Annotated in this window: 20 protein-coding genes; 2 read left to right on the top strand and 18 right to left on the bottom strand. The window is 37.9% G+C overall.

Annotated elements, in window-relative coordinates; genetic code table 11:
* Positions 1-445 precede the first annotated feature (445 nt).
* Positions 446-10,888, bottom strand: a complete 10,443-nt coding sequence (locus F5ESL0261_RS04430) for an SLAP domain-containing protein (RefSeq protein ID WP_122052308.1) — start codon at positions 10,886-10,888, stop codon at positions 446-448.
* Positions 10,889-11,794: 906 nt separating this feature from the next.
* Here F5ESL0261_RS04430 and F5ESL0261_RS04425 point away from each other — a divergent pair.
* Together F5ESL0261_RS04425 and F5ESL0261_RS04420 are read left to right on the top strand one after the other, a co-directional pair.
* The gene (locus F5ESL0261_RS04425; protein WP_109586195.1) at positions 11,795-12,076 is read left to right on the top strand and encodes a hypothetical protein; all 282 of its coding nucleotides are present in this window, start codon (positions 11,795-11,797) and stop codon (positions 12,074-12,076) included.
* A 44-nt stretch (positions 12,077-12,120) separates the two neighbouring features.
* Complete coding sequence (locus F5ESL0261_RS04420; protein ID WP_045927969.1) at positions 12,121-12,576, top strand: universal stress protein; 456 nt, start codon at positions 12,121-12,123, stop codon at positions 12,574-12,576.
* A gap of 54 nt (positions 12,577-12,630) precedes the next feature.
* On the opposite strand, the gene F5ESL0261_RS04415 is transcribed toward F5ESL0261_RS04420, so the two are convergent.
* From F5ESL0261_RS04415 to prfA, 17 genes are all read right to left on the bottom strand, one after another.
* Positions 12,631-13,824: an FtsW/RodA/SpoVE family cell cycle protein gene (locus F5ESL0261_RS04415; protein WP_109586193.1), complete on the bottom strand. Its 1,194-nt coding sequence runs from the start codon at positions 13,822-13,824 to the stop codon at positions 12,631-12,633.
* A 16-nt stretch (positions 13,825-13,840) separates the two neighbouring features.
* A complete protein-coding gene (locus F5ESL0261_RS04410) occupies positions 13,841-14,068 on the bottom strand; it encodes a DUF2969 domain-containing protein (RefSeq protein ID WP_034981177.1) in 228 nt (75 codons plus the stop codon).
* An 8-nt stretch (positions 14,069-14,076) separates the two neighbouring features.
* The gene (gene yidD / locus F5ESL0261_RS04405) at positions 14,077-14,370 is read right to left on the bottom strand and encodes a membrane protein insertion efficiency factor YidD (protein WP_034981179.1); all 294 of its coding nucleotides are present in this window, start codon (positions 14,368-14,370) and stop codon (positions 14,077-14,079) included.
* A 16-nt stretch (positions 14,371-14,386) separates the two neighbouring features.
* Complete coding sequence (locus tag F5ESL0261_RS04400; protein WP_045927967.1) at positions 14,387-15,376, bottom strand: rod shape-determining protein; 990 nt, start codon at positions 15,374-15,376, stop codon at positions 14,387-14,389.
* Positions 15,377-15,457: 81 nt separating this feature from the next.
* Entirely contained in the window at positions 15,458-15,688 is a 231-nt protein-coding gene (locus F5ESL0261_RS04395) for a DUF1146 family protein (RefSeq protein WP_034981184.1), read from the bottom strand.
* Between the two features lie 73 nt (positions 15,689-15,761).
* Positions 15,762-16,199, bottom strand: coding sequence for a F0F1 ATP synthase subunit epsilon (locus F5ESL0261_RS04390; protein ID WP_034981186.1), 438 nt, complete (start codon positions 16,197-16,199; stop codon positions 15,762-15,764).
* A gap of 11 nt (positions 16,200-16,210) precedes the next feature.
* The gene (atpD, locus tag F5ESL0261_RS04385; protein ID WP_034981189.1) at positions 16,211-17,650 is read right to left on the bottom strand and encodes a F0F1 ATP synthase subunit beta; all 1,440 of its coding nucleotides are present in this window, start codon (positions 17,648-17,650) and stop codon (positions 16,211-16,213) included.
* A 22-nt stretch (positions 17,651-17,672) separates the two neighbouring features.
* Positions 17,673-18,635 (bottom strand): F0F1 ATP synthase subunit gamma, encoded by a 963-nt coding sequence (locus F5ESL0261_RS04380; RefSeq protein ID WP_034981191.1) that lies wholly within the window; start codon positions 18,633-18,635, stop codon positions 17,673-17,675.
* Positions 18,636-18,646: 11 nt separating this feature from the next.
* Complete coding sequence (atpA, locus tag F5ESL0261_RS04375) at positions 18,647-20,158, bottom strand: F0F1 ATP synthase subunit alpha (protein ID WP_034981193.1); 1,512 nt, start codon at positions 20,156-20,158, stop codon at positions 18,647-18,649.
* Positions 20,159-20,172: 14 nt separating this feature from the next.
* Entirely contained in the window at positions 20,173-20,721 is a 549-nt protein-coding gene (gene atpH, locus F5ESL0261_RS04370) for an ATP synthase F1 subunit delta (protein ID WP_122052307.1), read from the bottom strand.
* Entirely contained in the window at positions 20,721-21,233 is a 513-nt protein-coding gene (gene atpF / locus F5ESL0261_RS04365; RefSeq protein ID WP_034981197.1) for a F0F1 ATP synthase subunit B, read from the bottom strand. Before atpF ends, atpH begins: the two co-directional genes overlap by 1 nt.
* A 42-nt stretch (positions 21,234-21,275) precedes the next feature.
* Positions 21,276-21,500, bottom strand: coding sequence for a F0F1 ATP synthase subunit C (atpE, locus tag F5ESL0261_RS04360; RefSeq protein ID WP_034981200.1), 225 nt, complete (start codon positions 21,498-21,500; stop codon positions 21,276-21,278).
* An 18-nt stretch (positions 21,501-21,518) separates the two neighbouring features.
* A complete protein-coding gene (gene atpB, locus F5ESL0261_RS04355; RefSeq protein WP_034981202.1) occupies positions 21,519-22,232 on the bottom strand; it encodes a F0F1 ATP synthase subunit A in 714 nt (237 codons plus the stop codon).
* A 117-nt stretch (positions 22,233-22,349) separates the two neighbouring features.
* The gene (gene upp / locus F5ESL0261_RS04350; RefSeq protein ID WP_109586188.1) at positions 22,350-22,979 is read right to left on the bottom strand and encodes a uracil phosphoribosyltransferase; all 630 of its coding nucleotides are present in this window, start codon (positions 22,977-22,979) and stop codon (positions 22,350-22,352) included.
* 84 nt (positions 22,980-23,063) lie between these two features.
* Positions 23,064-24,068 carry an L-threonylcarbamoyladenylate synthase gene (locus F5ESL0261_RS04345; protein ID WP_199699941.1) on the bottom strand — a complete coding sequence of 335 codons (1,005 nt, stop codon included), beginning with the start codon at positions 24,066-24,068 and terminating at the stop codon, positions 23,064-23,066.
* A complete protein-coding gene (gene prmC, locus F5ESL0261_RS04340; RefSeq protein WP_122052305.1) occupies positions 24,068-24,916 on the bottom strand; it encodes a peptide chain release factor N(5)-glutamine methyltransferase in 849 nt (282 codons plus the stop codon). The genes F5ESL0261_RS04345 and prmC overlap by 1 nt, the downstream gene beginning before the upstream one ends.
* Positions 24,909-25,997, bottom strand: coding sequence for a peptide chain release factor 1 (gene prfA, locus F5ESL0261_RS04335; protein ID WP_122052304.1), 1,089 nt, complete (start codon positions 25,995-25,997; stop codon positions 24,909-24,911). Before prfA ends, prmC begins: the two co-directional genes overlap by 8 nt.
* Between the last annotated feature and the right edge of the window lie 2 nt (positions 25,998-25,999).

Genomic DNA, 25,999 nt, shown 5'->3' with positions numbered 1-25,999 from the left:
TATTTTGTGTCAATATAGTATTCATTATAAACTATCCTTAAATAACATATAGATAAAAAATAAAAATTTAATTTTTTTAAATAACTTTAAAATATCTTAATTTATATAAATATAAGGTTTATTATGATATAAAATAACATTAATAATTTATAAAAAAACGGAAATTTGTAATATTTTTATGTATATAAGAAATATTTTCATTACTTTATATCTTCATATATTTATATATACTATACGTGATTTTAAATATTATTTACTATATTCAACTATTTATGCAAGCCCTTTAATAGCTTAATTTTTTAAAATTAAATCTATCGTTTTAATAAATAATATATAAAATTATATTTATATAGTATTTATTTATAAAAATTAAAAAAATGCAAAAAAAAGTGCCACGAATTGTTATAATTAACAATTCGCGACACTTTATTTAAGCTATTTCAATTTAAAAGTTGGCTTTCTTAACAAAACGTCCTTTTGAAATAATGAAATATCTCTTGCCGTTTATCTTGACTGAATTACCATAAGTCTTAACTGACTTACGTTTCTTCAGCACTTTCTTGTTTGCACGATGACCGTATTGGTTGTATACATAGGCATTGTGCTTTAACTTCAACTTCTTGGCATCAATATTGCCGGCTGCAATAAACATACCATCTGGAAGTTCGTAACAAACCTTGCCGTTGACTGTCTTCTTGCCAACAGTTCCGACTTTAGAACCTGCCTGGAAGATCAACTTATTAGCACGAGTACCATTTTGATCATACAGGTAAGCATTATGCATTAAAGTCTTTTCAACAATAGTTTTTGGTTTTTCAGCAACCGCACTTGTTGGAACTACTTCAACTTTGGCTGTGCTTACAGTAACAACTCCTTTAGCAAAGTTGGCAGCTTTAACGAAGCGGTTCTTGTCAATGATGAAGTACTTCTTGCCACGAATCTTGACGGCATTACCGAAGGTCTTAATCAGCTTGCCCTTCTTGAATACGCCAGTATTCTTTACCCGTTTGCCAAATTGATTGTAAATATATGCGTTATGCTTCAGTTTGCGAGTAGCCGCTACAACATTACCAACAGCAACATAATATTTCTTGTTGTTAGCACCCTTATCTACAAGAAGGTAGTAATCCTTGCCGTTGATGGTCTTAGTGCCGTAAGTAGTCAAGACTGAGCCAACTCCAAGCGTTACTTTATTAGCACGTTTACCAGTTTCATCATAAAGATATGCGTTGTGCATCAAAGTTACATCTGTAGCATTGCTCAAATCAACATTGGTTCCGTTAGGTTTATCCTTGTCAGAAGTGTTAGTAGTAGTCGGCTTCTTAGCAGGATTTGCTGGTTGAATAGGAGCAACAACTCCGCCACCACCGTTATTACCATTGTTGCTATTACCATGCAAAATATTATCAATTGTAGCTGGGTCAGAGCAATCCTGATGGATTTGGTGGATACCGTTATCACGAATATTATCAATATCAGTTACTTTGTCAGCTTTATCGATTTTATCCTTGGCATCTTTAGCATCTTTATCAATCTGCTCATTAATCTTATTCTTATCTGCATCAGTGTAATCGGTACCATCTTCATGTTTCAGATGGTTGACTTTGTCTTTAGCAATATCAGCTGCATCGTCAATTGCGCCTTTAGAAATTTCCTTATCAGCATTGGTCTTATCAGAGTTGATACCTTCATCAGTTGTACTATGAACTTGTTTGTTCTTTTCATAAGCATCATCTGTCTTAGGTGTCTGGCTGTCATCACCAAACTCATTGTGAATGGTATCAATCGCATCACTATGATTCTGGGAGATTTGATTGTTGGCATCAATAACATCTTGAGATTGGTCTTGGTCCCCAACACCGAAGTCGTTTTCAATGGTGGTAATATCGCTTTGAGCATCGTGGGTAATCTGATCAATCTTGTCCTTGTTAGTTGACGCGTTACCAACAGAAGAATCGATCTGGTTAAGCTTGTCCTTAGTGTCTTCAACAATTTTATCAACGTCACCTTTTAGACGGTCTTTAGCTGGATCATTTAAATCACTATCATCAATATCACTCTCTGCCTTATTAGCATCTGCCTTAACTTGTTCAAGAGCCTTCAACTTGTTAAGTGAAGTCATACCCTTATCGTAAGCTGAACTTGCATCCTTAATGTTCTCAGCTTTATTAATTGCTGCAATAGCATTATTAATATCGTCGAGGTAGTCTTTGTAATCAGGATCAGCCTTTTGGCCAGAGGTTAATTTATCAAGACCTGATTGTAAACCAGCTACACCGTCCGTACCGGTCAAAGCATTCTTTTGTTCATCAGCGAACCATTCACTAGGTTTAGTGCAGATGGCGTCAATTGCTTTACCAATCTCGTCCTTATTAGTTGGAACATCCTTAATGTCAGTCTTACCATCAATATCAGACTTTTCATCGTTAAAGGCCTTATCAATTGCATCAGTAGCTTTTTGCTTTTGATCTGCAGTTAACTGTGAACCGTTAATAACGTCATGCGCTTGAGCACGTTTATCATTAAGTATGGTTTCAGCTGTTGTCTGAGCACCCTTAAGTTTAGCATTATCGACAATATTGTTAATTCCTGGTACTTTATTACCACTATTGTCTTGATCTTCAAAGCCATTAACAGTATTGTTAATAATTGTATCAGCTTCGTCTTTTACCTGTTTAGGAGTCTTAATATTACCCTTATCATCTGTGTCAGAGATATTAATAATCTGATCCTTAGCTTTATCAACGAGTTCTTGAACTTGATCCTTCAATGGCTTTTGATCAGCAGCAGACATACCTGAGTTTTCGATAGTATTATTTGCTTCTTCTTGTTTCTGCTCAAGTTTGGCAATCGCGTCATTCTTAGCCTTAACTATATCGGCTTTTTGTTGAGCAAGTTTCTTAACCTTGTCAATTCCAGCTTCACCAAAGTCAACTGTTTCGCCACCTTTAGCAACACCTTGTTCGGCATTTTGAACTTTAGTTTTGGCTTCGTCAAATTTAGCCTGACTTGCAACTTTTGCTAAAGTAACATCATTGATTTTAGAAATAGCCTTATTCTTGGCAGCTTCAACTTGTTTCTTAAGTGCTGTGATAGTATCAGCTGGTAGACCATCCTTATTCTGATCGGATTGAGCAAAACCATCAATTGTCTTTTCAGCATCAGCAGCATACTGGTTGATAGCAGCAATCTGTTTGTTCTTTTCTGCGAGAAGTTCAGTTGGTAATTTCGCTAACTCAACCGCGTCTTCAGCTTTTTGTTCCGCTGTTTTTGCATCATCTACAGAAGATGCTTGGTAAATATCGCTGATTCCAGTTTGCACAGCGTCGTCAATATCAGCTTCACCTTGTGCAACATCGCTTGCAGTAAGTACAGGGTTGCCATTTTCATCTGTCTTAAGTTTGTTAAGGTCGTCCTTAGTAGCATCAGCTTTTTCTTTCAGAGTCTTAATCTGGTCAACCTTATCGGTGTAATCATTAGTCAGACCTGTAATGGCATCAACACCTTTTTGGCCAGCAGTCTTAATGGCATTTAATGGATCATCTGCTGCATTTTGAGCATCTTTAATGTTCTTAGCTGCTTTAGCACGCTGCTGTTCGATAGCATCCTTCATTTGTTTAGCGAGTTTTTTCTGCTCTTTCTCAGTCTTGCCTACTTCTTTAGCAACCGCATCAGCTGCATCATTAGCTTTGTTAACCGCATCAGATAATTTGCCTAAAGCAGTGTTAACTGCTTCGACTTTATCTATATCGGTATTAATTCCGCTTAAGGCACTTTCACCATCACTTTCAGCACCATTAATGTTTGATGTACCATCAGCATTTGAAATGGCTCCGTTTGCTGCATCAACAGCATTATCTACCTTGTCTTTCAGGTCTTGATATTGATTATAATCTAGCTTTCCACTATCCCTGTCTTTCTTTAGACGGTCATAAATTTTATCAGCGGCAGCAGCAAGCTTATCTTTAGCAGTCTGTTTCTCTTTAGCTGATGAAGTACCATTATCAACGTGACCCTTGATTTCTCCTTCACCATCGTTTTTAGCATTATTAACTTTATCAGGTGTGTCGGCATTATCAATGTCTTCTTTAGTCTTGTCACGGTCTTTGTTGATATTATTGATGATATTTTGTTTATCATCTTTATTAATAGTATCGTCCTTATTAACTTTATCAATGGCATCATCAGCGGTCTTGTCAACATCTGCTTTAGCAACATTCTTAACAGCTTGCAGTTTAGCATCTGTTAGTGCTTTATCAATATTAGTCTTGCCAAGGCCTTTTTCAGAATCGATTTGATCCTCAGTAGCACCTTCAATTCTGATATGAGCTCTATCGTGAGCAGCCTGAGCCTGATCTTTAAATTGCTTCTTTTGATCAGCAGTTAGATCAGTCAGCTTGTCAATAGCAGAGTCGGTATCAGCAAGTTCTTGAGCAAGTTCAGCATTAGCCTTATTCTTTTTAGCCCAAAGAGCGTCATCAGCACTTGCATCACCAGTACCAGAATCTTTAATGTTTTTAATACTGTTAAGAGCATTATCTTTGATGTCAAGTACTGTTGAACTGGTAGTGGCAGCATTAATATCAGCAATTCCTAAGTTAGCAACATCATCAACGCCGGCTTTGTCTCTTTCGTTTGTCAATTTATCCTTAGCGGCTTGTGCGGCATCCTTAACAGCTTGTACAGCGACAACCTTAGTCATTGCTACGTTGGCTGTGTCACCAGTTGAGTTAATTGAATTGATGGTATCGTTAGTTAAGTCACTGATAGCACCTTTGTCGAAGGATTTATCAATTGCGGCCTCAGCTTGTTTAGCAATTTCTGGAATATCTTTGACAGCCTTATCGTATGCAGCCTGAGCTTGCTTCTTTTCATCAGCAGTTAAAGCGTTATAAACATCTTCTAAGTTCTGTAAAGCTTTGTCTCTAGCACCATCAATTCTAGCTTTGGCTGCATTCCTGGCCGTATCCATATCTTTCTTATTAGCCGTGGCCTCAGCTTTTTGGATGCTGGTTTCACCGTCTTTTTCGGCCTGATTAGCATCTTCAACGGTAAGTTTGTTGCCAACTTCTCCTTGAGCATCATCACGGGCATTTTGAATATCCTTAATGGCTTTTCCTTTATCAGCGTCTGACATAGTTGAACTGTTAATCCGGTCAATTGCTTTTTGAGCATAGTCTTCCAGCTTTTGCTGATCATCAGCTATTGTCTGGTCTAAGCCCTTGGCCTTACCCAAAATATTCTCCATGTTGGTAATGCCAGCATCACTTGCCGAATTAATCAAAGCAATAGTATTAGAAGCTGGATCTTTAACCTTGTTGACGGCTTCATTATACGCATTTTGCAGGTCCGTCTTAATACCAGTTTTACCAGCAGTACTAATATTGGTTAAGCCATCAATAGCAGCACTATCAGCATTGAATTCGTTTTGTAAATCAGTTAGAGCCTTGTCTCTAGCAGATTGCAAATCAGCGTTATTTCTAATGTTATTTAATTCTTCAATACCTGCATTGTGTGCTGAATTAACAGTGTTCTTATCAGCTGCGCTAACAGCTTGTTCTGCATTATTCAAAGCAGAAGCAACCTGGTCAAGGTAATCGTTCTTTTCAGTGTTAGATAAATTAGGGTCTGCTTGAATATGGTCATGCAGTTCTTGAGCTTGATCTTTCAGATCTGCAATCGCTTTATTCTTAGTTTTTGCTAATTCAGCCTGTTCTGCATTTCCAGAAACGCTGTCAACAACTGTCTGCATAGCATTGATACCAGTGTTCTTGTCAGTAACAATATCGGCTGGAGTATGGTCATTAGATACAGCAGTTATCGCAGTGGTATAGGCATTGTCAATAGCATCAAGAGCTTTCTCCCAGTCATCGTCAGAAAGTGTACCGTTCTTATGAACATCATTAATAGCTTTCTTGTCATCACTCTTTGCCTTATTCAGTTCCGCAATTGCTTGTGATTTAGCGGCAGCAACTTGGGCTGAAACAAGATCACTATTTATGTTACTTTCACCGTCTTTTTCAGCAGTATCAATATCATCTTTGTTACTTGCTGAGTTGATGGCGTTAGTTGCGGAAGCAGCATGCTTATCAATCAAATCTTTGTAGTACTGCTTGTCACTTGGGCTAAGATACTTGTTATCAATCTGGTCAATAGTTTCCTTAGCTTTTTCAGCTGCATCTTGTAAAGCTGCTGTTTGTGATTTTTGCTCATTCTTAAGATCTGCCAAATCTTTGCTTGAAGCTGTGGCCGTGACACTATTAATTTTGTCTATTGCCGCCTGTTTATCAGTTTTGATTTTATCAGGATCAGTATCTTTGTTGACATTGTCAACACCTTCAGTAGCATCATCTTTAATAGTGTTAATTAATGAATTTCTATCTTCATCAGATAAGTTAGGATATTTAGTTTTATCATTAATATCATTAATAGCTTTGTCTCTTGCTTGATTAATAGCATCGATTGCATCGTTCTTGTTACCAAGAGAGGACTTGTCCGTCAATAATTTGTTTAGAGCAGCAATACCATCCTTAGTGGCAGTATTAACATCTTCAAAAGTTTCAGCAGCATCAACTTTGTCCTTGTAACCAGTCTTCTCGTTATTAGTTAGCAGACCTTTAGCTACTTTCTTAGCTTTTTCAATATCATCAGCAGTCAAGCCCTTGACGTTTTCAAGTTTGCTTTCAATATCCTTTTCAGCTTGATCAAGTTGCTTCTTTGCTGAGTCCTTGTAGGCAGCTAAAATAGCATTCTTACCGTTAGTAATATCAGTACCAATGGCACTTGCTGCGGTGTCACCATCTATAGCAGATTTAGCATTTTTAGCAGCATCATCAATACCAGTATCTGTGTCAACACCGAGATTGCTCTTAGCTTCATCGGCATAATCTTGAACTTGCTTCTTAGCAGAGTCCTTGAACTTGTCCGCAACATTGGACTTAGCACTATTTAAATCTTTAGTAACTAATTCAACCGAGCTAGCCTGACCAATTAAAGTATTGGCGTTATCAACAGCTTGGTCAATATTAGAGTCAGAATCTACACCAAGTGCCTTTTTATCATTCTGAGCAATTTTAGCAAGTTGGTCCTTAGCAGCTTTCTTATATGCAGTTAGGACGTTGGTCTGACCTGTAGTCATATCATTCTTGATTTCATTAAAATCAGTGTGGCCATCAATAGCATCTTCAGCATCTTTAACGGCTTTATCAATGTCTGTGTTGGATTCAACTCCAAGACCACCCCTGGCAGCTTTAGCATCATTTTCAACTTTAGCTTTTGCAGCATTCTTTAATTTATCTAATATAGCTTTCTTAGCATCATTTTCAGCCGTAGCTATGTCAGTAGCATTGTCAATAGCCTTAAGTTGTTCAGACAATGCATTATCAATTTTATCTGAAGAAACACCTAAAGTTTTCTTGCCGTTTTCAGTATAGCCAGCAACTTCGGCTTTTGCTGCTTCTTTATTAACTTTGTTTTCAAATGCATTTTGGATGTTTGTAATATCGCTTGGCTTATTCGCAGGATTGTAAATTGAATTCTTGTTAGTCGAAGGGTTTTCCAGAGCGACCTTTTCAGCGCTATTAATGGCGTCAATGTATTGTGCTTTTTCCGCATCAGTTAAGATTGATTGCTGGTTTACACGCGAAATCGCGTTATTAGCTGCATCAGTGATAGCTTTTTGTGCCTTGTCTTTAGCCTCTTTAGCGTCTTGAATTTGTTTAACCACTTTCTGGGCTGCATCCATAGCTGTTTGTAAATCTTTTAATGCATTTTCTTCACGCTGAGATACTTCATTTACATTTCCCGCACCATATACAGATTTCCCAGACTCGTAACCAGGATCCAGTGCAGTTTTTGCAACTTCTGCTGCATTATTAATTGCAGTTTCAAGAGCAACTTGTTCTTTAGATTTAGGATCTGACTTAGGGAATTGTCTATCTAAATCATTAGCTGCGTGTACTTTTGAATTAATATTTTTAGCAGCGGTATCCTGTGCTATTTTTAAGATGCTTACAATTACTGGACGTTCTTTACTGTCTTTATCCAGTGGGTTGTAGTCAATAAAGTTAGCAGTAGGTGTTAGTTTGATTTTAGTATTGGAATTAATCTTGCCCACAACATCAGCAGGTACATTCACCTTAAATATATAATTACCATTTTCAGATTTGGTAACTTCACCAGCAAACGCAGTTGGCAAATCGTTATCACCATTATTTGTATATTGATATGGAGGATCTTCGATATTATTATTTAAGCTTAAAGGTTTAGTACCTTTTCCATAATCTATCTCTGCCATGATATATGCTTTAGTGCCAAGAGGTAACTTCAAAAACTCTCTAAATGGGTTTTTGAGATCTGAATCAGGTCCATCTTTATCACTCTTATAACCATCTACAATTCCAGAAATTGTCCAGGAACCATCTTTTTTACCTGAAGCATCAACATTTGCTGTGGCAGTGACATTTTCAGGCTTGATATCTAAAAATCCAGAACTATTGGCCGGACCAAAGGCAATGTCATTATACCCAATGTTCTTTGGATCAGAGAAAGCAGCATCAATAATATTTGAAAAAATTGTATCATAGTTTATTGGGTTGCCTTTTTCAGCCAATCCATCTAATAAAGTCTTAATGTTCTTTAATGCTGGAATTTTAAAGTATGGTAATTCACTAACTTTCGCCCACAACTCAGGTGTAAACATATATTCGCCATTCTTACCACCTTGTCCATTAAGTAGTACAAGTTTATCAACTACAATATTTTTAGTTTTGCTATCTTTGCTAACTTGTAAAGTATGGAATGGTGGCAAAGTTAGACTATTACCTAAAAAGTTTAATTTCTGGCGGACATTGGTAATCGTGACAGCACTACTATCACCAATAATACTTGTGCCTGTTGCTGTGTTTAAATGTGAATCAAGTACAAGTGACTGTGGGTTGTTCACAATTAATTCACTATCACTACCAGTAACGTCTACTAACACAATTGGGTTAGTTCCTGCACCAAAGATTTGAGCATCTTTATTTTGAGCACTGGTTGGATCGCTTTTATCATAAGGATGGTTCGGGTCTTCTTCAAGTCTGATTTCGAATGTACCATTTTGGACATTAGCTATTCCAGCAATTTGAACCAAAGTACCCTTATAATCACCCATGTGTTTACCGGTAATACTTAATTTTCCATCAGGCTTGACAGTAAAATTACCACCATCATAAATCAGGTTGTTACCACTGTTATAGTCTGAAATATCGCCGTTTGTTGTAACATTAACGGAACCACCACTTTCAACAGTAAACTGAGATGCCTTGTCATTTAATCTGATGGCTGTAGCTCTATTTGCATCAAGTTTGCCTTGGTATGCGTTATCTCCAGAATTAATTCCGACGTTAATATTTAATTCACCTTTAACGTCAACTTTTCCAGTACCTGAGATATAGATTGCGTGGACTGCATGAGTAGTTTCTGCTGGATTATTTCCTAACGTTTTCCCGTCAGAATTAAGTCTTGGATTTAAGGTTACTGTTACGCCTTTTTCGACTGTGACGTAGCAGTTACTGCCCCCCATTTCGATAACGTTACCACCAAATGTGGCACCGGTAAAGTCGCCTTTAAAGTCGATACTATTATCACTTCCACCAAATTCAAATAATTGTTGGTGATTGGCACTGCTTGCTCCCCCATCTTTATAAGGAGTATAGATTGTTTCAGCGGTATTTGTCCCTGTAAATGTAATATGAGTGTCCGAAGCAGAGTGAACCATTTGAGAACCATGGAAGTCAATATTATTAAATGTTAGATTGGAGACACCAATTTTTTCTCCCTTACCATCATGAGGCTTACTTGAACTACTATTACGGTCAGTCATAATAATGCCCCAATAATCGGCACACCAAAGTTCAAGGTTACTATACGTTAAGTTAGTAACTTCAGAGCTGTTTCCTCTAATTCTAGGGTGGTAACCGTTAAAGTCTATTTTGTATTTATTCTTACTACCATCGGCATCATAAGATTTTATTAATAAAGTTCTACCATATACGTCTAACCCATTTTGACCACCTTTATTATCCGCTGTGATATTATTCATGATATCTATTTCAGAAATACGTTTAGTCTCATCAGGGTTTTGTGCATCTTTAACAAAACAGTCTTTATTATCAAGAGCATAAACAAGCTGATTCCAATTATAAACATGTGCTACCCCATTTATGACAGTTGGAGTGTCACCAGTTTTATCATCATTAGCTAAATCATTAGCTAATTTCTTAGCTTCATTAGCTTTTGAATCTTGAGTAGTATCAGTATCCTTATCTGAATTAGTATCACCAGTTACATCAGTTGGCAACTTACTAGTGTCAGAATTTTGATCATCTGAACCAGTTATGTCAGTTGGAGTCTTATCAGTAGTGGTATCTTGTTTACCTTTATCTGAGCCGGTTGCAGGAGTAGTTGCACTATTGCCAGTTGAATCAGAAGTTTCCTGTTTATCCTTATCAGTTTTATCTTTAGCAGTAGTATCAGTCTTGTCCTTAGAACTGGTATCTTTTACTTCATCAGTCTTTGAGCTTTTTAAGAATGAACTCAAACCTGAAAAAGTTGACAAGTCCGTTTCATTCTTCTTTTTAGACGCAGCAGCGTCTGCCTTGGTTTTATCCTTAGTACCTGTTTCCTTAGTTTCAGTATTAGAGTTATCCCTGTTCGACTCCTCTGTGACATTTTGCGATGGATCTATAGTATCAGCTTTTACGCTTTGGCTATTCCAACCAAAGAAAGTAAAACCCAACAAAACAGAAGCAGCACCAATACTCAATTTACGAATTGAGAAGTGGTCCTGCTTGTCCTGCATCTCCATCTTCCTTAGTCTCTCATTATAATTATTTTTTCCTAGCATATTTATCCTTCCTAAAAAAGTATGTATGTTTAGTATGTTCGAATACTATTTTAGAATAGCTTAATATTAATGTCAATATAATATCTATAACTAATGAGGTATTTATAAATAACTATGATTTAAAAATTGATAAATTTTAAATACTAAGAAATGCTGTAAAAGTTAAATTTTTTATTAATTTACTCTACTATTTACAAAAAATAACATTATAACTGACAAAAAAATTGACTTTCGTATGTTTTTTTGAAGCAAATAATTATTATAAATAAAATTGTGAGATTAAAAACTATGTTTTTTTGAATTTTAAATAATACCATAAATCACATTTTAGTGATGTTCGTTTCGTTATAAAAATAGGGTTTGTTAGATAATAAAATATTTCTTGTTTATAAATTTAAAACATATTTAAAATTACATGAATATAATTTAATCATAGAAGTTTTATAACAAATTTATCTTTTTATTCGTAAAAGTTTGTAATAAAAAACTTATTTTTTGTAATATATTTGTACAACTTTTTAGACTATAAAAAATAAATAGCAAGAAAATAGCATTAAATATATAGCACTGATTTTGGACAAATAAAATATTTTATTTTTGCTGGAACAGATATTTAGTTTTCTATCTTGACAAAAGTTATGATGCTTAGTAGTATAATAATTGATCTGAGTCGATCGAATAGCTTAATTGTATAAGGTTGACCGGTCAAACATAAGACATGCGAGATAGTAAATAACTTTCGAATCGGAAAACTATCTTTTGCGATAGGATCCACATTCGTTGCGATACGTCTCATTTTTTGAACACTGCGGGTTCAACAAGCATTGTTTTGCTATGTTTCGATGACTCGGATTTCTTGAGAATATTAGGAAACGGTCTGTGGACCGTTTTTTGTTTGGAGATTTTATGGCTATAAAAGTTGTTATCATAATATATCTAGCAATACTACTTTTGACTGCCTTTTATTTATGGCATAACCGTCACAGTCATTTTTTGATTTATAATAGTAAGAACATTTCTAATTTCAGCTCTATCATGTCATGGACTGCAGTCATCTTGCTTTTAGAAACTTTGCTAGGTTTGATTTTAGTATTTCAGGCGAATAAGTATCTGAATTTAATTACCTTAGCTCTTAGCAGCATCACTATTTTAATTTTTAGTCTTATACTTAATCAAAAGGATGATTAATTGCCCAGAAATTTGGTAAAATAGTGGTAAAAGAGGTGTTTTAAATGATGAAACAATATCACCGTATTCAAGTCGCAGTTGATGGCTCCAAGGAAGCCGACTTAGCTTTTAAAAAAGCTATCGCTGCTGCTAAACGGAACGATGCTGCATTGGAAATTCTGCATGTCATTGATACCAGATCTTTCCAAAATGTCTCCAGCTTTGATTCAGAGATGGTTGAGCAAGTATCAAATGACGCTAAGGAAAAATTGCAGAATTACTACAAGCAAGCTACGGAAGCTGGCGTAAAGGAGGTTCACTATTCTATTGAATTTGGAGCTCCCAAGGCAATCATTGCCCACCAGTTTCCTAAAAAGCACCAAATTGATTTAATCGTATTAGGAGCTACAGGCCTGAACGCTGTTGAGCGCATATTAATCGGCAGCGTGACAGAATATGTTACCAGAACTGCTGATTGTGACGTCTTAGTGTGTCGTTCAAACGAAAACTTAACCAAGTAAAAAAGAGCATTTCATTTTTGATGTGAAATGCTCTTTTTGTGTGTTATTAAATTGTTAGAAATCGCCTGCCTGGCTGAACATGTAGTCTTTATTATGAAACTTCATGGACAAAATCATCCCAATACCAATCATGTTTCCAATTAGGGCCGAACCACCCTGGGAAATGAACGGCAATGGAATACCTGTAAGTGGCAAAAGATCAATACTCATGCCGATGTTTTCAAACACGTGGAAAAGTATCATCATAATTACACCGGTTGAGACATAAGAATAAAATGCGTTCTTAGTATCGAATGTGATGCGAACCATCTGCACGATCAAGTACAAGTAAAGCAGAATGACGGCTACACTACCAACAAAGCCAAATGATTCACCAATTACTGAATAAACCATGTCAGAGCCCCGCACTGGTACATAAACACTCAGTTTGCCAAAGCCATTGCCAAAAATTTGGCCAGACCCAATTGACTGCATACTTTGCCACAATTGATAGGCGGCTTTAGAAGTATCAGTAGATGGATTCAGCCATGACATTATACGTCTGAACTGATATGGCTGGAAAAAGTGACTTAAAATTGATTGTCCTCCAGGCGTTGTAACCATGTAAATGACTACGACTCCCAGAACAAAGACCGCCGCAAACATCGGTGCAATTATTTTCCAAGAAATACCGGAAACTAATACAACGCCCCCTACAATTGCAATAAAGACTAGCATCGTACCGAAGTCATTTTGCAATTTTAACAGAATGGCAATCGGTAAAAGCCAAGCCAGCATTTTGCCAATTAAAACCCAATCATTTTTGATAGTATGGGCAAACTTGTCATTATGCTCGCGCACGACCCGCGCCAGCATCAGTATAAAAGCGGGTTTCATGACCTCTGATGGCTGAAAAGAAATTGGCCCCAGCTTAAACCAACTTTTGGCGCCGGCATCTGCGGCAATGCTGCGATTGTAAAAGAACAAAACCGCAATCAATAGCAAGATGCCCAGCCCATAAACATATGGCGCAATCCTGTATAGTTGCTCAGCATCAAACTGAATTACAAAAACAACGATGGCCACTGAAATAATATACCAAAGTCCCTGCATTGCCACAGCTCTTACCGGGCTGCCCATGTGACTGGGATCATCAATTGCCGCAAAATAAATGGAATAAAGGCCCACTGCTGCCAAAAGCAGCACAGGGACAACAATATTCCAGGCAATTCGATCAAAAAGATTGGTTTTATTTTGTACTTTGACCATTAATTATCACAACCTATTATTTTTCATGTAAAGCAAAGTATGAAAGCAAATCATTAATGCTGCTTTCTAAGCTTTTTGCATACAAGATGCTATTGGTTTTGCCAGTTGTAGCCCGATAACGACCTGCAATTTTTTCAATTACACCAATAGATTTTTTCTGAGGAATTACAACTTCCCAGGTAGGGTTTTCTTTACCTTTGATTTCATTGATTTCAACGTTAATATTTTCTGGTTTTTTTGACATAAATTCTCCTACTTTATATTTGGATGAAACTTTTTCGCTATAATTTCATCTTCATATCGTTCTGGATGAGGATTTCGAAAAATAGTAAATTTATCTGGTACAGGATCAACTCCACCGCGCACAAAAGGATTGCAACGCAATATCCGGCAAATTCCCATTATTAGTCCTAAAAATGGCCCAAATTTGGTCAATGCATCAACCATATAAGTTGAGCAAGTCGGATAATAACGGCAAGATTTTGGTAAAGCCGGAGAAATAAATCTCTGGTAGATTTTAACTAAATAAATCAGTATTTTTCGCAAATCGAGCCTCCAAAAATTAGTGGCGCTGATGCTTTTCAATATTCTTGAGCAAAATTCCAGTACCAAGTGCTACCGCTTCAAGTGGATGGTCAGCTGTAAGTACCGGCACTTTAAGGTAATATGAAATCAGCTTGTCAATATTTTTCAAAAGCGCCCCACCACCAGTCAACATGATACCGCGATCAATGATATCTGCCGAAAGCTCAGGTGGTGTTTTTTCCAAAACTTCTTTAGTAGACGCGATAATAGTCATCAAACCATCGTGAAGTGCTTCCTGAATTTCAGGCGCAGTCACAGTGGCCTGCTTCGGCAAGCCATCAACCACATCACGACCGCGAACAGTGATTGTTTCATCCTTATCTGGTTCAAAAGCACTACCAATTTCAATTTTAATTTGTTCAGCGGTACGAGAACCAATCAGCAAGTTATGCTTATTTTTGATATAAGAAACAACAGCCTGGTTCATATGATCACCGGCATAGCGCAGTGATTGACTGGTAACAATTTCACCCATTGACAAAACAGCAATATCAGTAGTACCACCGCCAATATCGATTACGATGTTGCCTTGAGGTTTAAAAATATCAAGACCAGCACCAACAGCAGCAACTTTAGGCTCAAAATCAAGGTAGACTTTCCCACCACCAGATTTTTCAGCAGCCTGAATAATCGCTTTCTGTTCAATTGATGTTACTCCTGTAGGAGCACAAATCAAAATATTTGGCTTGGACATAAAGCCCTTGACGTTTAGCTTTTCAATAAAGTATGACAGCATTGCTTCGGTAATATCAAAATCGGCAATAACACCATTTTTTAAAGGACGAATTACACGGATATTGCCCGGAGTTCTCCCTACCATCTTATATGCTTCTGTCCCGACAGCTACTACTTTATTTGTACTTGTATTAACGGCAACAACTGATGGCTCATTTAAGACAATTCCCTTGCCGGAAACATTGATGAGCACATTTGCTGTCCCTAAATCTATTCCTATATCTCTTGCCACGATAATCCTCCATCATATTCAATGTATATTTTACCATAAAGATTTCAAGTTTGTTTGCGACTTTATCCGCTTTACCAAGTCTTAAAAGAAATTACTTAATTGCAAAGAAGTATCAATTAATGTGATGAAAAAATTACCAACAAGAAAACCTAGAGCAATCGCAGCAAAAATCAGCAGCAGCTGTGCTTCGAAGATCCTGTTTTTACGAATTATTTTTTCAATACGGACGCTTTTCATAATTTGAAAAGACAAACCGATTGTAATTAAATAAATTACTATACTAATTAGTGCGTGGACGCCAAGTTGAAACATATTTTTTCTCGCTTTTCTTAAGTCACAATAAAAGCGGACGCACAAAGCAGTGCATCCGCTTAAAACTTTAGTTCTATTTGTCTGAATTGTAAACACTTATTCGATTGACTGCTCTTCTTAGTGCAACCTGTGCCCTCTCAAGTGATCGCTGGTCGTGAGCAGCTTGAGCTTTTTTCAGTGCATTTTGTGCACGTTCTCTAGCTGCTTTAGCCCGAGATACATCAATATTGCCTGCTCGTTCAGCACTGTCAGCAATAATCGTAGCTACATTATTAGAAAATTCAAAGTAGCCACCGCTAACAGCAATGTGATTGACAATATTGTTCATTTCGCGGCTTCTTTTGACCTTAATCTCACCAATTGCCAGTGGAGTCAATATTGGCAAGTGATTGTACATCACTGAACGTTGACCGTCAATTGCCCGCATTTCCACAATACTGGAGTGGTGAGAAAAAATCAGTCCATCTGGAGTTACAACATTTACCATAAAAAGTTTTTCTGGATCTGCCATTTGACATCACCTTACTTTTCTAATAATGCTTTAGCTTCTGGATCACTAGGAGTTACACCCATTTGCTCAGCCTTCTTTAAAACATCTTCAATTCGGCCTACACTACGGAATGCATCTTCAGGAAGATCATCTAAGTGACCATCCAAAATCATCTTAAAGCCTTTAATTGTTTCCTTAATTGGAACATAAGAACCAGGCACACCTGTAAATTGCTCTGCCACAAAGAAGTTTTGTGATAAGAAAAACTGTACTTTACGAGCACGGCTAACAATGACCTTTTCCTCGTCAGACAATTCATCCATTCCCAAAACTGAAATGATATCTTGCAATTCATGGTAACGTTGCAAAATATGCTGTACCCTTGTTGCCACTTCATAATGTTCTTGACCGACAATTTCTGGGTCCAAAGCACTCGAAGTTGACTGCAACGGGTCAACAGCCGGGTAAATACCTTGCTCAACTAAGCTACGTTCCAAGTTGGTGGTAGCGTCAAGGTGAGCAAAAGTAGTAGCTGGAGCTGGGTCAGTATAGTCATCGGCCGGCACATAAACCGCCTGAATCGAAGTAATAGAACCCTTCTTAGTTGAAGTAATTCTTTCCTGCAGCTGTCCCATTTCAGTAGCTAAAGTTGGCTGATAACCAACGGCACTAGGCATACGTCCTAACAGAGCGGAAACCTCGGAACCAGCCTGAGTAAACCGGAAAATGTTATCAATAAAGAGCAATACGTCTTGGCCTTCAACGTCTCTGAAGTATTCAGCTAAAGTAAGTCCAGTCAATGCTACACGCATTCTGGCACCAGGCGGCTCATTCATTTGACCAAAGACCATGGCTGTTTTGCTTAAAACGCCAGATGCTTTCATTTCAAAGTAAAGGTCATTACCTTCACGTGTTCTTTCACCAACACCGGTAAAGACAGAAATACCACCATGTTCTTGGGCAATGTTATGGATTAATTCCTGAATGATCGTGGTCTTACCGACACCGGCACCACCGAACAATCCAACTTTTCCGCCTCGAACATAAGGTTCAAGCAAATCAATAACTTTAATACCAGTTTCAAGAATTTCTTGACTTGTAGTTAACTCATCATATTTAGGAGCATTCTTATGAATGCTGTCACGAGCATGATCTTTGTCAAATTTAGGACCATTATCAATAGGCTGACCTAAAACATTGAAGACGCGACCCAAAGTGTCATTACCAACAGGTACAGAAATAGGTCCACCTGTGTCTTCAACTTTCATGCCCCGTCTAAGACCATTGGTAGATTCCATGGCAATTGTTCTTAAAACGCCATCGCCAAGTTCCAAGGTAACTTCAAGAACAACAGATTCATCGTCCGACTTAACGACGCGCAAAGCATTGTCAATATCAGGCAGATTTTTGTCAAGCGGAAATCTGACATCGACAACTGGGCCGATTACTTGAACAACTTCACCTTCACTCAAAACATCTACCTCCTTTTCTTAATTATTTCAAAGCATTAGCACCACTGACAATTTCAGTAATTTCAGTAGTGATTTCTGCTTGTCTTGCACGGTTTAATTTAGTAGTTAAACTCGAAACCAAATCATCAACGTTGTCCGTGGCACTCTGCATTGCAGTCATTGAACTGGCATGTTCTGCAGTTTTTGCATCCAGAATAGCTCCGTATATTGTAGAACGGGCATATTGAGGAATTAGTGTCGTTAAAACGGCATTAACATCAGGTTCGATATCGTATTCTAAGTCTTTATGAGCTTCAGCTTCTTTGACACCAATATCAATGTCAACGATCGGCAGCATTTTTTCAACCCGAAATGCAGATGATAACGAGTTAATGTGGTGGGTGTAACAAACATACAGCTCATCATAAACTCCGTTTAAATACATTTTGATCGCAGTTGAAACAATAGGCAAAACTTCATCGAATGTTGGTACATCGCTAATGCTATCATTTTCATACACGACATTGAGATTGTTTTTCTTGAAAAAGTCTGCACCAACCGAACCAACGGCTAAGACTTTAACGTCTTTATGTTCAACTTTTGAATCCTCAAACAGACCCATCATGTTTTTAATGACGGCACTGTTATATGATCCGACTAGACCACGATCACCGGTAATAACCAAATAACCGGTAGAATTGATCTTTTTACGTGCCTGAACCATATCAGAAACAATCCCCAAGCCAAAGACATTTTCATAATCAATCTTGCCAATGCTGTCTTCGTCAATTGCTACATGCTCTTTACGCAAGTGATTGACTACCTCTGCACTCATCAAACGTGATAAAGTTTGTCGCACATGATCATTATAAATCGTGTAACCTTTATCCCGTTTTTCTGTTTGGTTTAATTTCGAGGCCGAAACCATTCTCATGGCTTCGGTAATTTTACCAGTTTGCTTAACTGAAGCTATTTTTTTCTTCAACGCAAGTAAAGATGCAGGCATATAACTACCTCCTATTTATTACTTGGTGAAAAACTATCCGCAAATTTAGAAATTGCTTCCTGCAATTTCTTTTCATCTGGCAGGTCACCAGTCTTACGAATATGTTCTAGTAAATCTGCGTGATTAGTATCGAAGTTGTCGTATAACTCTTTTTCAAACTTGGCTATATCATCAACTGGAACAGAATCAAGATAGCCATGAGTTAAAGCGTAAAGAATGACAACTTGCTTTTCAACCGCAATTGGCGTATGTAAAGGCTGTTTCAAAACTTCAACAACTCTTCGTCCACGATTCAGCTTGGCTTGGGTTGCCTGATCCAAATCACTGCCAAATTGAGCAAAGCTTTCAAGTTCATGATAAGCTGCCAAGTCCGTACGAAGCGTACCAGCAACTTTCTTCATAGCCTTAATTTGAGCACTACCACCAACACGAGAAACTGAATTACCAGCATCAATAGCCGGACGAGTACCAGCGAAGAACAAATCACTTTGCAGGAAAATTTGTCCGTCAGTAATTGAAATTACGTTAGTTGGAATATATGCCGAAATATCTCCCGCTTCAGTTTGAATAAACGGAATAGCAGTCATTGAGCCGCCACCAAGTTTATCACTCAATTTTGCACTACGTTCTAGTAAACGAGAATGCAGATAGAAGACATCACCAGGATAAGCTTCACGACCAGGCGGACGACGGAGAAGCAAAGAAAGTTCACGGTAAGCAACGGCTTGTTTTGACAGGTCATCGAAGACCACCAAGACATCCTTGCCATTGTACATGAATTCCTCGCCCATAGCCGTTCCGGCATATGGTGCTATATACAGCATTGGTGCCGGTTCACTTGGACCGGCTTCAACTACAATTGTATAATCCATTGCGCCAAAGCGCTTTAACGTTTCTACTTGTGATCTGACAGTTGATTCCTTTTGACCAATAAAGACATAAATACAAATAACATCTTGTCCTTTTTGACTCAAAATTGTATCAATTGCCAAACTTGTTTTACCAGTCTTACGGTCACCAATAATTAACTCACGTTGACCTCGACCGATTGGCACCAAAGCATCAATGGCTTTGATACCCGTTTGCAGCGGCTGATTAACTGACTGGCGTTCCATAACACCCGGTGCCGAAGACTCGATTGGACGAGTCTTTGACGTTTTAATTTCGCCAAGTCCATCAACTGGCTGACCTAATGGGTTTACAACGCGACCAATTAATGCATCTCCAACCGGCACACGCATAATTTCACCGGTTCTTTTGACTTGGTCACCTTCACGAATATCATCAAAATTGCCCAAAATAATGATACCAACATCATTTGATTCAAGGTTTTGTGCAATACCATAAGAACCATTGTCAAATTCCAATAGCTCGTTGGCCAAAACATTGTTCAATCCGTGAGCCCGGGCGATACCATCACCTATGTAAGTAACAACTCCGACTTCATTAATGTCGAGTTTGTCATCATAGTGTTCAAGCTGCTGCTTGATTAAAGAGCTAATCTCTTCTGCTTTTATGCTCAATGGTTTCACCTCTTTTAATTTTTATTAACTAACTGCGCACGAATCTTTTTCAGTTTGTTTTTGACTGACCCATCGATTACGCAATCGCCAACTTTTAAAATTACACCGCCAATAATATTTGGGTCAACCACATTAGTGAGAATGACTTTTTGCAAATTATATTTCTGGGCGTAACCAGCACCTAATTTTTGTAATTGCTCCTGATCCAGTGGCACTGCTGAAACAGCAACGCCGGTTTCAATTTTTTGACTTTTATTATATAAATTATTGAAACAATTTATAATATCAGGCAATTCCAAAAAATGATCATAGTCTAACAATAAATTCAAAAAATTCTGAACTTCTTTAGTTAGACCCTGCTCAATCGCAGAAAGCGACTTTGCTTTTTCAGCACTGTTAAAAATTGGATCGCTAAAAACTTTCAAAATTTGCGGATATTCTGAGATGGCTTGTGCCAGTTCCTGCAAATCTGCGTGAACTGAAGCCAAGGCATCCATATCTTCTGCATAATCAAATAGTGCAGTACCATAGCGTGCAGCAATTTCTGCTTTACTTAAGGCCATTATTTATTCAGCCCCTTAATAAATTGATCAACCAAATCTTTTTGGTCATCAGCAGATAAATTCTTAGAAATCACTTTTTCCGCAATCGTTACAGAAATATCTGCAACTTGTGCACGAGCTTCATCTAAGGCATCAGCTTTTGCCTGAGCAGCATCAGCTTTTGCTTTTTCATGAATAGAAGCCGCATTATCATTTGCTTCTGCCACAATTTGCGTACTGGTTTTCTCAGCACTTGCCTTTGCGTCAGTCAGAATTTGCGTTGCTTCTTGTCTTGAGTTCTTCAAGGCAGCTTCACGCTCATTAGCCAAAACCTCGGCCTTTTTGCGATTGTCTGCAGCTGAATCAAGATCACTAATTACCTTTTGGCGTCTTTTTTCCATCATGTCGGAAACAGGTCCCCAGGCATAATGTTTAACCAAAATAAGCAAAATTGCGAAAACAATTAAATACCAAAGAGTATTTCCAAGATAAATGTGACCTGCTGAGGCTGCAAATAAAATTTGAAATGTCATTTACTGCCCTTCTCTCTTTTACCTAAATTATTTTAAATAAAATTAAACGAAGAGAATCAGGAAAGCAACAACAATCGCCAAAATAGGAACGGCTTCAATCAGACCAACACCAATGAACATTGTTGATCTTAAGTTACCAGCGCTTTCTGGTTGACGAGCCATGCTCTCAACTGTCTTAGTAATAACTTTACCGTTACCCCAAGAAGCTGCTAAAGCAGCAATACCAGCTACGATAGCTGCTGAGATATATTTAAAAGCTTGTGACATGTTTAAACCTCCAAAAAATTATTCTTTTGTAACCTTTTTTCCGACATAGACCATGGATAAAGTTACGAAAACATATGCCTGGATAGAGCCAATGAAGACAGAGAATCCTTGCCAGATCATAGCTAACGGTGCTGCTAAAACCAAAGTGATAACACCAAAGCTAGGAGCAAAGCTATTACCTATTAAAGTTAATAACACTTCACCTGCGTAAATATTACCATATAAACGCAAAGATAATGTCAAGAAGTTAGTGACCTCTTCAATCATATTAATGGGGAACAGGAAACTAACAGGTTCGGCATAATTACGCCAGTAGCCACCAGTACCGAATTTTTGCATTCCAAATGTAAATGAAAGAAGCAAGGTCATCATTGCAAACGACATTGTCGTCACCGGATCTGCTGTGGGAGATTTAACAAAAATATTGTCCCCCGCTTTAACCTCTAAGAAGAGGCCCAACTGGTTCATGAACCAAATGTAGATGAACAGAACAAAAGCATAAAGCGAAAGGTGCTTTCGCGCATCAACATCACTGACATTGTCTTTAACAATACCATCAGTGAAGTCTATCAAATATTCCATGATATTTTGCTTTTTATTCGGTTTCATCTCAACTTTTCGTGATAACCAAATGCAGACAAACAGTACTACAGCTGCCATTAAAGTTGAGCCGATGATCCCAGAAAGATCAAATGTCAAACCCAGAAATTTAAAAACAAATGATTGCTCCAATTCTTCGTGACCTCCCTTCTCGTGCCCAAATTATCGAACACTCATACAATATTAACACCATTCAATAATTTTGTGAAAAATGTAAGCGTATTTTGCGACTAATTTACCTAAAAATAGTTATTTAGTACCAAATAGTCTGTCACCTGCATCTCCCAAACCTGGCGTAATATAGCCGTTTGGCAGCAATTTTTCGTCTTCTGCGGCAGCATAGATATCAACGTCAGGATTTTCTTTTTGAATAGCCTTGACACCTTCAGGAGCAGCTACCAGTACAGCCAGTTTGATAACTTTGACGCCACGCTTTTTAAGCGCACCAATCGCCATATTAGCTGAACCACCAGTAGCAAGCATTGGATCAACTACCAAACATTCGCGTTCGGCAACATCTTTTGGCATTTTACAGAAATATTCATGTGGCGTAAGGGTTTCTTCATCCCGGTACATGCCAATTACTCCAACTTTAGCCGAAGGAATCATTTCCATAACACCATTAAGCATACCAATACCGGCACGTAAAATTGGCACAATAGTCAATTTTTTGCCGGCAATTTCTTTTTGTGTGGTCTTGCCAATCGGTGTTTCAATTTCAACATCTTTTAGCGGCAAATCTCTGGTAATTTCATAAGTCATCAGTCCACCGATTTCACCGACTATCCGCCGAAACTCGTTGGAACTTGTTTCCTTACGCCTAATAATTGTTAACTTGTGTTGAATTAACGGATGATTCAAAACCGTAAATTTGCCCATCTTTTTCCTCCTATAAACATAATTACGTTTACGAGTATTTTAATAAAAAAAACAAAGGGTTTAAAGTCCTTTGCTAGTAAATTTTTATTTTGCCATATAATGATGACCTGCAGCAGCCTTATTAAGGCGATTCATGTAGGCTAAAGTATCTTCGCTGCCGTTAAATCCCTGCACAAAAATTTGTTTAATTTCGGGCTTATCATCGAAGTAACGCAAGCCCCCGAACAAGTTATGATCGGCATCTGCTAAATTTTTGCCTAGATTAAATTTATTAACTGCCGGTAAATTGATTTTGTTAAGCACATCGTTTAAAGCCATTACGCCTGTTGCACTCGTCAATTCTATATTTGCAAAATCCTGCGGATCATCGACAACGACTACAGGAGCGCTAGGAGCATAATGGCGATATTTCATCCCCGGAGCTTTTGGAACATCCTTATCAGAAACCTTGCCACTATTAATTAAAACTTTTTCCCCCAAGGCATTGCTCAACTCTTCAGGTGTGATTGCACCAGGACGTAAAACGACTGGAGTTGGAACAGAGAGGTCAATAATTGTTGATTCCAACCCCACTTCTGTAGGTCCCCCATCAATAATCCCTGCAATTTTACCTTTTAAGTCATGATAAACATGCTGGGCAGTAGTTGGGCTGGGCTTAGTTGATGTGTTTGCAGAAGGCCCAACAATTGGATAACCCAATTTACTGATCAATTCATTAGTCAGAGCATCATGAGGGCAACGAAAAGCCACGGTGTCAAGACCACCGGTTACAGCTTTAGGCAAACTGTCAGGTTTAACATATAGCAAGAGAGTTAGCGGACCAGGCCAAAATTTTTTAATTAATTTTTGAGCACGTTCTGGAACTTCTTTGGCATATTTAGACATCATTTGAGCATCAGAGACTGTCACAATTAAGGGATTGTCACTAGGACGACCTTTAGCTGCGTATACATTTTTAACGGCTTGCTCATTTGTAGCAATCGCACCTAAGCCATAAACGGTTTCAGTGGGAAAAGCAACTAACTCCCCTTCAGCAAGCAATTTTACTGCATCATCTATTTGATCCTGTGAAAAAATTTTTGTTTCCATCATTTATTCCACTTTCCCCTAACCATACGCGGTTTCCCGGCTAAATCTTTCTTAAATTCAATAGTAAAATCAGGCAATTCTTGAGCAAATAATTCAGCCAGCTGGTCTTTTTCGCTAAAGCCAAACTCCAGGAAAAATTCTCCGCCACTATTTAAGTGGTCGCGCACCTGTTTAACAAATTTTTGATAAAATTCAATGCCGTTTTTACCACCAAAAAGTGCTTCTTTTGGTTCATTTTGCAGAACATTTTGGTCCATCACGTCTTTTTCTGTTTCCTTAATATAGGGTGGATTAGAAATTATTTTATCGAATTTTTCCAGTCCGATTAAGATATTGGCTTTGCGGACTGTTACATCCACTTTATGAATCAAAAAGTTTTCTTCGCTTGTTCTTAAGGCGGCGTCGGTGACATCAGAAGCGTATAAATCAAGATTCGTAATTTGCTTTTTGGCAGCTTCTTTAGCTAGAGCTACGGTAATGCAGCCAGAACCGGTACCCAAATCAAGCACTTTGTCACCATTAGCTAGATCCTGCAGAGTCCATTCAACCAATTCTTCTGTTTCAAAGCGGGGTATTAAAACACCGCGTTTTACTAAAATCTTGTAGCCAAAAAACCAGGAATAACCCAAAATATACTGAGGTGATATTCCTTTAGCCAGCTTGCGGACATCATTTTGTGCCTGTTTAACCTGCTGAGGAGTTAGTTCCATATCTTGTTTTAATTGAAACTCACTTGGACTGAGTTGCAATCTTTCAGCCAGCAAAAAAGCGATGTCTTCCGGCCTTTCTTCTGGTGCCGTTTCCGCAGCCCAGATTCTCAGACTCTTTAAAGTGTCAATCTTAGACATTTTGTTCAGCCAGCTCCTCTAGTTGCTTAGTTTGATTATACAAAATCAAAGCATCAATGATTTCATCAAGTTCACCATTCATTACCCGGTCAAGTTTATTAAGCGTCAAGCCGATACGATGATCAGTCACACGGTTTTGCGGGTAGTTATAAGTTCTGATGCGCTCTGACCTGTCACCAGTCCCGACAGCATTTTTGCGTTTAGCATCATATTGATCCCGATTTTGACTTTCATAATAATCATAGACACGAGATTTTAAAATCTGCATCGCTTTTTCCCGGTTTTGCTGCTGGCTACGTTGATCCTGCATTGCGACAACAATACCAGTAGGTAAGTGCGTCATACGCACAGCACTTGAAGTTTTGTTAATATGCTGACCGCCGGCACCACTGGAACGGTAGACATCAACTCTAATATCTTTGGGATCTAAATCAAGGTCAACCTGCTCATATTCAGGCATTACGGCAACAGTTGCCGTTGAAGTATGAACACGACCTTGAGATTCAGTTACAGGAACGCGTTGCACGCGGTGCGCTCCGTTTTCATATTTAAGTTTTGAATAAACCTTATTGCCAGTAATCATAATTGCAACCCGTTTGTAACCGCCAACTTCGGTTGGTTCACTGTCGACAATAGAAACCTGCCAGTTTTGTCTTTCTGCATATTTTTCATACATTCTGAGCAAATCACCGGCAAATAAGGAAGCTTCATCCCCACCAGCTGCTCCTCTGATTTCCATAATAATATCCTTGTCATCATTAGGATCTTTTGGCAGCATTAAAATCTTGATTTCATCTTCCAGTTTGTCAATATCCTGCTCTAAATCTTCATTTTCGTCTTTGGCCATTTCTACCAAATCAGAATCATTTTCATTAGCAATAATATCCTTGTTATCAGAAATCTCTTTTTTATCAGCCTTATATTTGCGGTATTTTTCAACTACATCTCGCAAATCTGCTTCTTCTTTAGAAACCTCCATGTACCTTTTAGTATCATTGATAACTTCTGGGTCAGCCATCATTTCTTGTAATTCATCATAATGAGCAACAAGACTTTCAAGCTGTGCCATAATCTTATCCATGT

It is taken from the genome of Lactobacillus sp. ESL0261, from assembly GCF_003693025.1.
Taxonomy (GTDB): Bacteria; Bacillota; Bacilli; order Lactobacillales; family Lactobacillaceae; genus Lactobacillus; species Lactobacillus kullabergensis.
This window is presented reverse-complemented; position numbering and strand designations above follow the sequence as displayed.

Excerpts from the sequence above, each read along its gene's own strand:
- F5ESL0261_RS04430 (WP_122052308.1), bottom strand. The coding sequence starts at position 10,888 with ATGCTAGGAAAAAATAATTATAATGAGAGACTAAGGAAGATGGAGATG.
- F5ESL0261_RS04425 (WP_109586195.1), top strand. The coding sequence starts at position 11,795 with ATGGCTATAAAAGTTGTTATCATAATATATCTAGCAATACTACTTTTG.
- F5ESL0261_RS04420 (WP_045927969.1), top strand. The coding sequence starts at position 12,121 with ATGATGAAACAATATCACCGTATTCAAGTCGCAGTTGATGGCTCCAAG.
- F5ESL0261_RS04415 (WP_109586193.1), bottom strand. The coding sequence starts at position 13,824 with ATGGTCAAAGTACAAAATAAAACCAATCTTTTTGATCGAATTGCCTGG.
- F5ESL0261_RS04410 (WP_034981177.1), bottom strand. The coding sequence starts at position 14,068 with ATGTCAAAAAAACCAGAAAATATTAACGTTGAAATCAATGAAATCAAA.
- F5ESL0261_RS04395 (WP_034981184.1), bottom strand. The coding sequence starts at position 15,688 with ATGTTTCAACTTGGCGTCCACGCACTAATTAGTATAGTAATTTATTTA.
- F5ESL0261_RS04390 (WP_034981186.1), bottom strand. The coding sequence starts at position 16,199 with ATGGCAGATCCAGAAAAACTTTTTATGGTAAATGTTGTAACTCCAGAT.
- F5ESL0261_RS04380 (WP_034981191.1), bottom strand. The coding sequence starts at position 18,635 with ATGCCTGCATCTTTACTTGCGTTGAAGAAAAAAATAGCTTCAGTTAAG.
- atpH (WP_122052307.1), bottom strand. The coding sequence starts at position 20,721 with ATGGCCTTAAGTAAAGCAGAAATTGCTGCACGCTATGGTACTGCACTA.
- atpF (WP_034981197.1), bottom strand. The coding sequence starts at position 21,233 with ATGACATTTCAAATTTTATTTGCAGCCTCAGCAGGTCACATTTATCTT.
- atpE (WP_034981200.1), bottom strand. The coding sequence starts at position 21,500 with ATGTCACAAGCTTTTAAATATATCTCAGCAGCTATCGTAGCTGGTATT.
- upp (WP_109586188.1), bottom strand. The coding sequence starts at position 22,979 with ATGGGCAAATTTACGGTTTTGAATCATCCGTTAATTCAACACAAGTTA.
- F5ESL0261_RS04345 (WP_199699941.1), bottom strand. The coding sequence starts at position 24,068 with ATGGAAACAAAAATTTTTTCACAGGATCAAATAGATGATGCAGTAAAA.
- prmC (WP_122052305.1), bottom strand. The coding sequence starts at position 24,916 with ATGTCTAAGATTGACACTTTAAAGAGTCTGAGAATCTGGGCTGCGGAA.
- prfA (WP_122052304.1), bottom strand. The coding sequence starts at position 25,997 with ATGGATAAGATTATGGCACAGCTTGAAAGTCTTGTTGCTCATTATGAT.